The 13,390-nt window shown below is 43.5% G+C and carries 10 protein-coding genes and 1 pseudogene; all 11 read left to right on the forward strand.

Annotated elements, in window-relative coordinates; all coding sequences use genetic code 11:
- Positions 1-9 precede the first annotated feature (9 nt).
- The 11 genes and pseudogenes from aspS (at position 10) to CH373_RS12615 (ending at position 13,316) form a co-directional block, all read left to right on the forward strand.
- A complete protein-coding gene (gene aspS, locus CH373_RS12570) occupies positions 10-1,815 on the forward strand; it encodes an aspartate--tRNA ligase (protein WP_100713190.1) in 1,806 nt (601 codons plus the stop codon).
- Between the two features lie 4 nt (positions 1,816-1,819).
- The gene (locus tag CH373_RS12575) at positions 1,820-2,782 is read left to right on the forward strand and encodes a PhoH family protein (protein WP_100713189.1); all 963 of its coding nucleotides are present in this window, start codon (positions 1,820-1,822) and stop codon (positions 2,780-2,782) included.
- A gap of 5 nt (positions 2,783-2,787) precedes the next feature.
- Complete coding sequence (locus tag CH373_RS12580) at positions 2,788-5,208, forward strand: HD family phosphohydrolase (protein WP_100713188.1); 2,421 nt, start codon at positions 2,788-2,790, stop codon at positions 5,206-5,208.
- Positions 5,209-5,252: 44 nt separating this feature from the next.
- A pseudogene (locus tag CH373_RS18980) lies at positions 5,253-5,351 on the forward strand (hypothetical protein); the annotation flags it as partial.
- A complete protein-coding gene (gene ybeY, locus CH373_RS12585) occupies positions 5,334-5,930 on the forward strand; it encodes an rRNA maturation RNase YbeY (RefSeq protein ID WP_480174969.1) in 597 nt (198 codons plus the stop codon). The pseudogene CH373_RS18980 and the gene ybeY, both read left to right, overlap by 18 nt.
- Positions 5,903-6,685, forward strand: a complete 783-nt coding sequence (gene recO / locus CH373_RS12590; protein ID WP_100713186.1) for a DNA repair protein RecO — start codon at positions 5,903-5,905, stop codon at positions 6,683-6,685. Before ybeY ends, recO begins: the two co-directional genes overlap by 28 nt.
- On the forward strand, positions 6,669-6,917 hold the full coding sequence (locus tag CH373_RS12595) for a hypothetical protein (protein WP_100713185.1): 249 nt from the start codon (positions 6,669-6,671) through the stop codon (positions 6,915-6,917). Before recO ends, CH373_RS12595 begins: the two co-directional genes overlap by 17 nt.
- 37 nt (positions 6,918-6,954) lie before the next feature.
- Positions 6,955-8,715: an arginine--tRNA ligase gene (gene argS / locus CH373_RS12600; RefSeq protein WP_100713184.1), complete on the forward strand. Its 1,761-nt coding sequence runs from the start codon at positions 6,955-6,957 to the stop codon at positions 8,713-8,715.
- The gene (locus CH373_RS12605; RefSeq protein WP_100713183.1) at positions 8,712-9,971 is read left to right on the forward strand and encodes a nicotinamide-nucleotide amidohydrolase family protein; all 1,260 of its coding nucleotides are present in this window, start codon (positions 8,712-8,714) and stop codon (positions 9,969-9,971) included. The genes argS and CH373_RS12605 overlap by 4 nt, the downstream gene beginning before the upstream one ends.
- On the forward strand, positions 9,968-11,062 hold the full coding sequence (locus CH373_RS12610) for a hypothetical protein (protein WP_100713182.1): 1,095 nt from the start codon (positions 9,968-9,970) through the stop codon (positions 11,060-11,062). Before CH373_RS12605 ends, CH373_RS12610 begins: the two co-directional genes overlap by 4 nt.
- A 136-nt stretch (positions 11,063-11,198) precedes the next feature.
- Positions 11,199-13,316 carry a copper-transporting P-type ATPase gene (locus tag CH373_RS12615; protein ID WP_243393380.1) on the forward strand — a complete coding sequence of 706 codons (2,118 nt, stop codon included), beginning with the start codon at positions 11,199-11,201 and terminating at the stop codon, positions 13,314-13,316.
- Positions 13,317-13,390: the final 74 nt, after the last annotated feature.

Raw genomic sequence — 13,390 nt, forward strand, 5'->3', positions numbered from 1 at the left:
GAAACTTCTTTGAAAGATTGGATTCAGGAAAATTACAAAAATAGATCCTGGGCGGGAGAGCTCACGGAGTCCATGGAAGGTAAGGTCGTAAATTTGTACGGCTGGTCTTTCCGTTTCCGAGACCAAGGCGGGGTCATCTTCGTTGATTTGAGGGACAGAACGGGCATCCTACAAGTAGTTCTAAGAAAGGAAATACTTGGCGATGATTTTCATTTAGCTGAAAAGATCCGCTCAGAGTATGTAATCGCTGTTAGTGGAACTCTGAAAAAGAGAGATGCGGAGAGCATCAACCCAAAGATGCCTACGGGCAAAATTGAAGTAGTTGTTGATAAATTAGAAATTTTGAATATAGCAAAGACTCCTCCTTTTGCGTTGGACGAATTCGAAGAAATCTCGGAAGAGAATCGATTGAAATACCGCTATCTCGACTTTCGAAGGGACGAGCTAAAAGATAGAATGGTAAAGCGTCATGAATTCGTGTTCGCGATTCGCAATTATCTAAACTCCAGAAAGTTTTTAGAAATCGAAACTCCGATACTAAATAAATCCACTCCGGAAGGAGCGAGGGATTTTCTTGTTCCATCAAGATTGAACCCGAATTCCTTTTATGCTCTTCCCCAATCTCCTCAGATATTTAAGCAAATCTTAATGGTTGGAGGAGTGGAGAGATATTTTCAAATCGTAAAGTGTTTTAGAGACGAAGACCTCAGAGCGGATCGTCAACCGGAGTTCACCCAGTTGGATATGGAATTCTCCTTTGTCTCGCAAGAAGAGATACTTTCCGAGATCGAAGGTTTATTTTCAAAGATATTCAAGGATGTTTTTGGAGTCTCCCTTCATGCTCCTTTCCAAAGAATTACCTACAAGCAAGCGATGGAAGAATACGGATCCGATAAACCGGATTTGCGCTTTGGGATGAAGCTCGTCAATGTTTCGGAAATCGTGAAAGATTCTGATTTCCAAGTTTTTTCTGCTGCGGTAGCGAGCGGCGGAGTGGTCAAGGCGATCTGCGTACCCGGCGGATCAATCATTTCGAGAAAGGAAATAGAAGACCTGACTGCTTGGCTTAACAGAGATTATAAAGCGAAGGGCCTCGCCTACATGAAACATGGCGCAGACGGGTTAGAGTCCACGATCACGAAGCGTTTTAGTAAAGAGCAACTAGAGAAAATCGCAAAAGCAGCGGGCTCTAAAGAGGGAGATATGTTGTTTTTCGGCGCGGACGAAGCCGCGATCGTGCACCATTCTCTTGGCGCGCTTCGACTCAGGTTGTCGGAAAGGTTTGACAAACCTCCTGAAAATAGCTTTCATATTTCCTGGGTTGTAGACTTCCCGATGTTCGAATGGAATAAGGATGCAAAGAGATGGGATTCTCTTCACCATCCGTTTACTTCTCCTTCGGACGAAAGTCTGGAAATTTTTTCTAGTCCGGAAAAACTTTCCAGCAATGCAGGAACTGCATTGGCAAAAGCCTACGATCTAGTGTTAAACGGAGTGGAAATCGGCGGTGGTTCGATAAGAATCCATTCCAAAGAAGTGCAGAATACTGTGTTCTCCGTGCTTGGGATTGGAAACGAAGAAGCGATGGAAAAATTCGGATTCCTTTTGGAAGCATTGGAATACGGTGCTCCTCCTCATGGTGGAATTGCGTTTGGCGTGGACCGAATTCTGATGCTAATGACTGGTGGAAAATCGATACGAGATGTGATCGCTTTCCCTAAGACTCAGAAAGGTGTTTGCCTCATGAGCGAATGTCCATCGGAAGTGGATGAAAAGCAGCTCCAAGAATTGAAACTAAGATTAGTAAAGGTATAACACCATTAGGAAAGAACAGTTTATTTTCGAAAGCCAGGACTTGTATCGGAAAATCTGCGGGATTAACGATAACGGAGTAAGAGTCCTGGAAAAGCAGTTGGAGATCGGCCTGATCCCCAGGGGAAACGGATTTCAAGTCGAAGGAAATTCTCAAAAGGTCGATTTTGCATTAGATTTTTTTAAACTACTGGAGACAAATTACAGGGATAGACCTGACAGGGATCTGACGGATTCTTTCGATTTCAGCTATCTACTGAAGCAAGCTACCAGGGAAAGAAAAAAGGATGATCGCTCCAACGAGCCGTTTAAGCCGACAGAAAAGATTCTTACTACATATCGTGGAAAGCATCTTTATCCCCGGACAAAAAATCAGGATAAATACATTCAATCTTTCTTAAATAACCTGATCACTTTCGGGGTTGGTCCGGCCGGAACAGGTAAAACTTTTCTTTCAGTCGCGACAGCTTGCAGATTTTTGCAAAATGGGGTCATTGATAGAATCGTGTTGACCAGGCCGGCAGTCGAGGCTGGCGAAAATCTCGGCTTTTTGCCAGGAGATTTGAATCAGAAAGTGGACCCGTATCTTCGTCCGGTCTATGACGCCTTGAACGAATGCATCGGTTTCGAAAAAACCCAAGAATATATCGCGCTTACCAAAATAGAAATCGCGCCGGTAGCATTTATGAGAGGTAGAACTCTTTCTAATAGTTTTATTATATTAGACGAAGCCCAAAACTGTACATTATCTCAACTTAAAATGATCATGACCAGATTGGGTCGCAACTCAAGAATGTGCATTTCTGGAGATGTAACTCAAATAGACCTGGAGCATGGGCGCTCCGGCTTTGATCGAGTCGTAAATTTGTTCCGAAATACCGAAGGAATAGGTTTGGTTTTCTTTGGAAAAGAGGATATAACAAGGCATCCTCTGGTAGAGACCATCGTCCGGAAGTTCGAGGAGTTATAAAACTTATGTTTCCTTTCGGTTCCTTCTTGGAAAACGGAATGGCCTGGATTACCGACACTCTTACGAAGGTTCGGCCGATTTCCTTTGTCCGAAAGTTCCAAGTAACTCTGACGATCATTACACTTCTTGTAGTGACTTGGATGCTCGCGATCCCTTTCTTCGGGCAGGATAAAATAGATCTATCTCCTGAAGGTGCGTATTCAGAGGGAAAAACTTCGGTCGAGAAAATCATCTCTACGAAAGATATCGTCTACGAGGACGAAGAGAAGACAAAGGCCAAGAAGCTGCAAGCTTATCAATCTGCTCCTTTCTATTTCGACAGAGATTATACGATTCTAACGGACACGATTCGACCTGTTCTGCAGGAAGATATGGAACAGTACAGAAATTTCCGTGCGAGTGGAGAGGGAAAAGGGCCAGGCGAATTGGTGGCCCTGATACCGCGTTGGAAAAATAGATCTAAAGAGGATTTGGAACTCCTACTCAAGGCTCCGTCTCGGGGGAGAGTAAAGGACCTGGTCCAACAATACTCCAACCTAGTCGTTTCTTCTTTTTGTGTACTCAGGGATGTTCCACCTGATTACTCTTCAATCCGTACCGGAGAAACAAGGGTCAGGAATTCTGGGATCGGAGCAAATAAGGAGCCGGTTTCTAGCTTAGAAGGGGGTCTGATCATCCCTCGGATGTACTTGTATAGAGATAATGCCACTGTACTCCTGTTGAATCAAATCGCTTCTGATAAATTGCCATCGACCGATCCTGCTCTTAGGACAGTGATTCAGAAGTTGGCTCTTACTTACGTATATTCCAATCCGGCTTGTTCCTACAATGATTCAGAAACAAAGATTCAGAAACAAGTGGCTATGGACCGAGCTGAGCCGATCAACAGTAGGATTACTGCAGGAGAAGTGATAGTAAAATCGGGAGAAATCATCACTCCGGAGATTTACAAAAAACTGGCCATCGTAAATAGATACGCTACTCGGGCAAATATCGCATCCATATTTTCCATTTTAGTAATACAGTCGATTTTCGTTATCATAGTTTATGCTTTCTTAAAGAAGTATAATCCTAAACGTTTGAACGATGTTTCGAGTAACGTGATCGTGTTTACTCTGATTTGGGCGTTAGTTCTTTGGGCTTATGCAGCTTCCAAGGTGTTTTATAATTTCGAAAATCGTTACGATGCGATCTTCTATTTCACTTTGGTGGTACCGGTCGGAATGGTCTGCCTACTGCTCGCGATGATATATGACGAGCAGCTCTCCATTGCTATCGGGTTTTATCTGTCCTTCTTTATTTTCGCGGCCTCGAGATACAATCCGACTTCGTTTATCCTTGCCTTTGTAGTTACGATTGTTGCGGCCACTTTCGGACGAAACATGAGAAAGAGGATCGATTTTATTAAAGCTGGTTTGTATATCGCTGCGGTAGAGATGTTGATTTCTTCTTCTGGATATCTGTTCGATTCTAGATATTATTGGGTGACTGTTCCTTCTGGTTCGGTGTTAAGAGATCTTTGGGAATCTAATATATTCAAATTGTATCTGCTCTGTCTAGTGAACGGCTTTGTTGCTTCCACATTGACACAGCTATTACTTCCGATTTACGAATACGTATTCAATATACCGACTCGTTTCAAGTTGATGGAGCTTGCGGACACAGGTCATCCGCTTTTGCAGGATTTATTGACCAAGGCACCATCGACATATACCCATACGTTTTTAGTTGCGGCGATGTCGGAAAGGGCCGCACAAAATTTAGGATTAGATTGGTTGCTGACTAGAGTCGGAGTATATTTTCACGATATCGGAAAAATTCCGAACGCAGGATTTTTTGTGGAAAACCAGCATTTAATCCCTAAGAAAGAAAATATAGATAAGAACAATCCTTCCAAGGCTGCAAAAATAGTCATCGATCACGTGTTAGATGGAATAGAGATGGCAAAGAGAGCCAGGTTACCTCGGGAAGTGATAGATTTTATTCCGGAGCATCACGGAACTTCAACGATGGCATTCTTTTATCATAAAGCATTATCCGAACTATCTCCTTCTCAAAAAAAGAAGCTGAGGAAAGAAGACTTTCAGTACCCAGGACCTAAACCTCAAAGAAAGGAAACCGCGATCGTAATGCTCGCAGATAGTTTGGAAGCAGCGAGTCGTTCGCTGGAAGATGTCTCTCCCGAATCTTTGGACGCATTGATCACCAAGATCGTAAATAGTAAACTCGCCGAGAACCAATTGGATGATTGTGGATTGACCCTAGGAGATCTAGAGATAGTCAAGGCTTCCTTTAAAGAAGTTCTACAGTCTAGCTTGCATTCTCGTCCTAAATATCCTAAGCCGGAGGATACAAAAGCCTTGGAAGAGAAAAAGAAGTCGGCGTTGATCAAGGCGGCAGAAAGAGAGAGGACCAGTCTGGCTTGATCGATCTAACCTACGACGTACCGCAATATGTGCTCCCTTTCTGGATGGAAGAGAGTCGTCTCATTGAACGGATCGAAAAGCTCACAACATTCGCGTTTCGTAATAAAGTCTGTTTCTTATCCGTGATGATTGTGGATGACCAAACAATTGCGGAAATCAATCGAGTTCGTCGCGGAAAAAACAAACCTACTGATGTGCTTTCTTTCCCGCTTTATTTTGATCAAGAACCTTGGATACTTCCACCGGTACCGGGAATAGAGAAGGGCAATCGCAGAAAACGGAGCTCCAATCCAAAACTGGGCGAAAGAGCAGTCGCCAAATGGGGATTATACGAGACTGGATTTTCACCCGAACGAAGCGGGAAAGATGCTAGACCAGAATTAAACGAATCTTTTTCTAGAACGAATAAATCCGAAGATAACGCTTCCTCACCGGAGGGAACTCGAAAAGAGCACGAGAATCTTAACTGGCGCGAGGAGGTTTCGAAGCAAAGCATCTCGGCTTCAGAACAAACCTTCTCGCTCGGTGAAATTGTGATTTCTTGGGAAACTACCGTCGCTCAAGCGAAATTTGTAGGTCACTCCGAAGAGGAGGAATTTTTCCGACTTTTAGTGCACGGGTTCTTACATTTGTTAGGCTACGATCACGAAAGAGGTGCGTCTGACGAAATGCTGATGAAGGAAATGGAAGATCTGTGTCTAACTCTAGTTCTGGGTCCTTAAAGAAAAATACGGGAATCGTAATGGAATCCAGAGTCGTTGGAGAAGGAGACGCTTTCATTCGAATCCTTCCTTCCGAAGGAGAAGTCGCAAGTTTTAAGATCAAAGGAATTAAGAAAAGTAAAACTAGACCGATCGCCGCCGTGGAACCGGGATCCTTGGTATCCATCGATTACTATTACGTACAAGGAAAAGACACGTTCAATGTGAAAGAGATAGGCTTGATCCAAAGATTCGATCAGGCGAAACAGGGATATAGTGGGACTGTCCTGGTATCCTATCTCGTGGAACTGGTTTCTTCCTTTTTGACTCAGGGGGGCGCTCATCCACAAGAATATAAACTTTTGCTCGCAGCATTGAAAGAACTAGACCAAGACGGTTTTCGGCCTGTCTTTTTACCTTTCTTTAAATTAAAATTATTGTATGCAGGCGGTTTTCTGTCAAAAGAACTGCAATGCTCGATTTGCGGTAAGGCTTTGGACGAAATGCATTCCTGCAGCCTTGAGGAAGATCAGCTAGAAATCGTATGCGGAGAATGCAAGACACCTCAGAAAAACAGGATCGGATTGGTTCGATTTGTGGAAACTTGTCTAAACAGAAGATACCGAGATTTGAAAGATGGACAGATTTCCCTTGAACTCCTCAGGGACGCGGATAGGCTGAGTAACAAGGCATTGAAACCTTTACTCGGAAAAAAATTGAAATCGGAAAGTTTGTTATACGAAGTCATGGGGGAAAAGTTTGGACAAATTCTTTAAGACCTGCTTTTTGCTGCTCTACGCGATCGGACTTGTATTCGCGATCGTATTGGAACAGCGTTGGGGAAAGAAGGACCTCCCACAAAAACCTGTATTCGGGGCCGAATCTAAAACTTGTGGAACTGTTGATTGTATATTGAGAGAAAAGATTGTGGTCTTCAGGTCCTTGGATGCTAGTTGGAAGATCGCTATAAGAAAAGGTCTACTTCCTGCTTGGGGAAAACAAGAATAAGGACTTCGAAATACAGGGCAAAGATTCAAAACCAAGAATGAAAGAAACGGAAACGATTAAATATACCGTATTGACCGCTTTGAGAGCGGCCATTGAAGATTATTGTAAAAAAGAAAAACCTGACTTGGATCCTAGTTCGCTGAAGATTCGAATCGAATATTCGCGCGAAGAATCATTTGGAGATTATTCTACTTCTTTCGCCCTGGAAAATTCCAAGCTTCTCGGAAAAAAACCGATGGAATCCGCCCAATCTCTGGTTGGGCTACTGCAATCAAAAACGGATCTTTTTGAAAAGGTGGACTGCACTCCTCCAGGATTTGTGAACTTTAGAATTTCACCAAAGTATCTGATCCAGGTATTGGAGAAAACGGTTCTAAAAGGGGAATCGTTTCCTCAAGTCGCCGATCCTTTGAAAATCAATCTAGAGTTTGTCAGCGCAAATCCGACCGGTCCATTAAACATAGTATCCGCAAGAGCAGCAGCCACCGGAGATGCACTCGCGAATTTACTGAAAGCAGTCGGACACAAAGTAGAAAAGGAATTCTATGTAAACGACTACGGGAACCAAGTATTTTTACTCGGAGTATCGACTCTGGTCAGGATTCGGGAAAAATTAGGTGAATCGTTTAGCGTCCAGGAAAATGAAGATGGAACTTCGATAGATCTATTGCTCGAAAAAAATACGATTCCTTCGGAAGGTTATAGAGGAGAGTATTTAAAGGAAATTGCAAATACTCTGTTGGATGATTCTAAGACTTCGCTCGAGATTCAAGATTTGCTAAAGGAAAAAAAATACAAAGAACTCGCGGAGAAATGTTCCAAGTGGGCCGTTGAGTCTAACCTGAAATGGCAAAGAAAAGATCTGGATCTGTTCGGAGTCGGCTTTGATCGCTTTTATAGTGAAACTACACTACACGATGCCGGAAAGGTCGTCGGAGTATTAGAAGATCTTAAAAAATCAAAAAAGATCTTGGAAGAAGACGGAAAGCTACTTTTTAAATCCGAAGAATACGGAGACGATAAAAATAGGGTCGTAATGAGAGAAGACGGGCGTCCTACCTATCTGCTTTCTGATATTGCCTACCACCAAGACAAGATACACAGAGGATACGACAAAATCGTGGATATCTGGGGCCCTGATCACCACGGTTATATCGCGCGCTTGTCCGGTGCTGTGCAAGCATTAGGTTTTCCTAAAGAAAGTTTTCAAGTGATTATCGCCCAACAAGTCAATCTGCTCATGGCCGGACAAAAAGTGAAAATGAGCAAGCGTGCCGGAGAATTTCAGACCATGGAGGATCTACTCGGATTCCTCGGTAAAAGCGGCAAAGATGTAGGAAGATACTTTTTTGTAATGAGGTCCTTGGATTCTCCTTTGGATTTCGATCTGGATCTCGCTAAAGATGAATCGGAAAAAAATCCGGTCTTTTATCTTCAATATGCACACGCAAGGGTGTGTTCCATTTTTAGGGAAGTAGGGGACCAATCGAGCGCTTCCGCTTTAGAGAAGTTGGAGCTTACAGAAGAAAGAAAAAGACTCCTATTTTGGTTGGCGAGATTTCCAGAGGAGGTCCTCGACGCAGCGAATAGCCTCGAAGCACATCGCTTGACGAACTACTTGCAGAATCTTGCAAGAAGTTTTACTCAATTCTATATCGCAAAGAATAATAGATTAAAAGATTCTGATACGGAAACGAGACTGGCTTTAGCTCGGATTTGCCAATCCGTAAAGGAAGTTCTATTTTTGGGACTACAACTCTTGGGTGTAACCGCGCCGGAACGGATGGAAAAAACATGAGTTCCAATCCTCGGATCACAGTCGTTTCCACGGGATCCGAACTGACGAGTGGTCGAAGTTACGACACGAATTCTGCCTGGATCGCAAACGAATTATTTGGCCTAGGATTTTCTGTAGAAAAGTTTATCGTATTGCCGGATGATCCGGTTTTGATTCGGAAAGAATTGGAGTCCTGCTTTGCGGGTGCAAGCGCGGAGAATCCCGTACTCATCGTTATGACGGGCGGACTCGGTCCTACTGAAGATGATTTCACTTTAGAAATTGTTTGCGAGTTGACGGATTCGGTTCCGGTTAGAGACGAAAAAGCATATTCCAGATTACAAGCTCTCTATCGACTTAGAGGAAGAAGCTTTGAAGAGGCGTTGACGACCGCGATTCGACAAGTATCGATTCCTTCCAAAGCAAAAGTTTTGGAGAACAAGGTCGGGATTGCCCCCGGTTTTTGGTCTGAGGTTCGACCTGGAGCCTACCTTGCCTGCATGCCAGGAGTTCCTGCTGAAATGACGGAAATGTTCCGGAAGGAACTCTCTCCAAAAATATCGGAGACTTTTCGATCCCAGGAATTAACTTCAGATTTTAGATTTATCTGGGGAATGAGTGAATCTCTATTTCAAAGCGAATTCATTTCAAACAGTTCTATGATTAAGGAAGGTAAAGCGATATGGGGAGTGGCCGCTAAAAGGGGATACATTCGGGTCACATACCAATCGCCTAACCGTGATATTGTTTCTCAGCTGATTTCGGAGACTGAGGGAAAATACAAAGAACTTTGCACCGGAGATGTTTTCGAAGAATTACCTGCGTTGCTTCTAAAGCATAAACTGACTTTGGGAACTGCGGAAAGTTGCACAGGAGGATTGGTCGCAAAGCTTTTAACGGATCGGGCTGGTTCGTCTGACTACTTTATGGGATCCGTTGTCTCTTATTCGAATTCATTAAAGGAAGCGATCTTAGGAGTAAAATCTTCTAGCCTGGAGAGCTTCGGTGCAGTCAGCGAAGAAGTAGCTAAGGAAATGGCCGAAAACGCGGTCAATGTATTGGGCACGGATTTAGCGATCAGTCTCACTGGGATAGCAGGGCCTGGAGGAGGAACTCAGACCAAAAAAGTCGGTACTTTATACATTGGTGTCCACATAAAAGGAAAGGGGACCACGGTCAGAGGCTTGTATTTTCCGTTTTCTAGAGAGAGTTTTCGGGATGCGGCTGCTACGACTGCTTTGTATTTATTGTATGATCGCTTGAGGAAGGAAGTATGATCGCTAAAATCATCGGGTTAAGCCTTTTCTTCTTAATCAATTTTTATTGTTTTTTGGGAAATCCGTATGAGCCAGCAAGAGGGATTCAAAAAACTTGGGCCTGGAACAAAGAGTCCACCTTGGGAATGTTCGTCGATCCTAGAGTTTCTTTTGAGCCGGAAAGTATATTAAATGGTTATAAATTAAAGAATTCGTATATTAGAATACCGGAGGGAAGCGCGATTTCGATCGACGACTCTAATCGAATCGAGTATCCTTTGATTTCCAAGGGATACCTATCTTATAGAAAGATCGGAGAAACTGTAGAATTTTATTCCCAGGCCGGAGAGGTTTTGTGGACAAAGCAATTTAGCAGTTATCCTAGGATTCATCCCGAAGGAAATCTTATACTGTTTTTGGCTGGGGATAATAACCAGGTCTTGGTTTCCGATCTGAACGGCAATCTGTTAGGCGCCCAGAAATTGGACGGAAGATACTTAACGGATATTGCATATTCTTTGAAAAGCGGCGAAAACAAGGGTGGGGCAGCAGTATTGTTTGCCGGAGGGGAATTGTTCCTTTTGGACGGGAGCGGTAATCTATTGTTTTCTGGAAAGTTAGGTCTAAAGGAGCCGGTATTTGCAAAGAGTCTAGGGCTTTCAAAGAATGGAGAAAGATTAGCAGTCCATTTTTTGAAAGGAAATCGGGACTTCATTCGAGTTTATGATAAGAACGGAAGTGAAATCTCGGAGTGGAACTTAGGACGTGTCTTGCCTCATAAGATCTATCTTTCGGTTTCTGCCGAAGGAGAGGTAATGGTAGGCTTTCCTGATAAATTGTGCCTCTATGACGATAACGGGAAAATAAAATTCGAAAAGAAAAGATCCAAGTCCGGTGGAGTGTACCAAACGGTATTTCATTCAGGGAACTATTTTGTAGGGGAAGTAGATAACGTTTTCTATTTCCTTGATGGAGACGGGGTCTTGCTCGATTCTGAAACTTTCCCGGCTTCCGAAAAGCCAATGAGATTTTTTCATGCACCGGAAAAGAGCGGTGCATTTTTAGAAAGTTCAAAAGAGATCATTCTTTTCCGGGAATTGGACCGAAACTAGTATCTCTCACTTGCCATAACATTTCTTTTTGTTGATATTAGTCAAATCTACCGAAAGACGGGAAAGCCGGCTTTTGAGTTGCTTCTCTGGGCTCGCTGCCGGAATTTGAAGGTAGGGATGGCTATAGTCAAATAAGATGCAAGAAGAAAAGAAATTTAAGAAATTAGAATATGTTTGCCCGATGCATCCCGAAATTCGGAAGGACCAGCCGGGAGATTGTCCGATTTGCGGGATGACCTTAGTTCCTCATGGTAGGGAAGAATCTACGTTAGAACAAGAAGACTCTCAAATCAGGTCCCTCTTTTTCAAGTTCTTATGGTCTACAATTTTTACGATTCCGGTGTTTCTTTTAGCAACATTAGAGATGATGTCTCCTCACTCCAATCTAGTTTTTGGCTACGGGGATTGGGTTCAACTGGTATTTGCCTCAATCGTATTCTGGGGGCCCGGCTTCTTTTTAACTCAAAAGGGATTCGTTTCTTTCCTTAGAAGAAATCTGAACATGTATAGTTTGATTATGATTGGAGTAGGTTCCGCCTACCTCTTTTCTGTGATCTCTTTCTTTTTTTCCGGGTACTTTCCGGATTCTCTAAAATCCCACGGAAAGGTCGCACTCTACTTCGAAGCAGCTTCCGTCATATTGACTCTGGTAATTCTCGGGGAATTCCTACAGGCTCGCGCGCAAAGAAGAACTGGTGGTGCGATCCAAGCATTACTGGGGCTTTCTCCAAAAACTGCACACCTGATCAAAGACGGTTCCGAGAAAGAGATACCAATCGAGGAAATTCGAGTCGGAGACAGACTGAGAGTAAAACCTGGAGAGAAAGTACCAATAGACGGGGTGATCGAAGAAGGCTCTAGTTATGTAGAAGAATCGATGCTCACAGGAGAACCGGTGCCGGTAAAAAGAGAAATCGGGGACAGGGTTTTCGGAGCCACTATTAACCAAACCGGAAGCTTTGTGCTTCGAGCGGATAAGGTAGGATCTGAAACCGCTTTATCACAGATTATTCATATGGTCGAGGAAGCTCAGAGAAGTCGAGCGCCTATCCAAGGTTTGGCGGACAGGGTTGCAGGTTGGTTAGTTCCTGTAGTGATTTTGATCGCGGTGATTACTTTCTTTTCCTGGTTTTTCTTCGGTCCTGATCCTTCTCTCTCTTATGCAATTTTGAATTCTCTATCGGTGTTAATCATCGCGTGCCCTTGCGCTCTTGGACTTGCTACTCCAATATCGGTTATGGTCGGAGTGGGGATCGGAGCTCAAAATGGGATCTTGATTCGAAACGCAGAGGCCCTGGAAAAGACTGAGAAAGGTACGATTCTTTTTACGGATAAAACCGGAACCTTGACGGAAGGTAGACCGGGAGTAACGGATATTTTTCCTGAGGAGGAAGAAATACTAAGAGTAGCCTGTTCATTGGAGTCCAGGAGCGAGCACCCGATCGCAAAGGCAATTGTTCGAAAAGCATATGAATCTAAATTACAAATTCCTGAATTAACCGAGTTTGCCTCTTTAACCGGAAACGGAGTCAAAGGAAAAATCGGATCCGAAGAAGTGTTTATAGGAAAAAAGACCGGATGGAAGATCGCAACCTTTCCTAAAAACATTGAGGAGAAAGAAAACGAATTTCTCGCTCAAGGAAAGACAGTCATTTGGGTCGCAAACCAAGAAAAATGGCTGGGTATCATCGCGGTCACAGATCCGATCAAACAGACTACCCCAAAAGCAGTTTCTAATATCCAGTCTTTCGGAATTCGAATTGTGATGCTAACCGGAGATTCCAAAGTATCTGCGGAAAAAGTAGGATCTCAGATCGGAATTACAGAAATCTCTTCCGAGTTGAGTCCGGAAGGGAAAAGACAAATCGTTAAGAACGCCAAAGGACCGAAGGAAGTCCTACTCGTTGCTGGGGACGGAATTAACGATGCTCCTGCATTATCTCTGGCCGATGTAGGAATTGCGATGGGTTCAGGAACCGAGATCGCGATCCAAAGTGCATCTATTACTTTAGTGAAAGGTGATCTTTTGGGGATTTCCAAGGCGATTCAACTCAGCAAAGAAACGATGAAAAACATTCGTTGGAATCTTTTCTTTTCCTTCGCTTACAACTTTCTAGGGATCCCGATCGCTGCCGGTTTATTGTATCCTTTTTTCGGGATATTACTTTCTCCTATGATCGCGGGAGCAGCTATGAGCTTAAGTTCCTTTTCCGTAGTCATGAATGCTTTGAGACTTAGAAATGCAAAACTCTGAAAGACTATGGCATATGCTTGGGGAATAGAACGACTGGTTTACCAGGCTTACTCTTTTTCTTGACGTTTTTGAAA

This window comes from Leptospira perolatii (assembly GCF_002811875.1).
GTDB classification, from domain to species: domain Bacteria; phylum Spirochaetota; class Leptospiria; order Leptospirales; family Leptospiraceae; genus Leptospira_B; species Leptospira_B perolatii.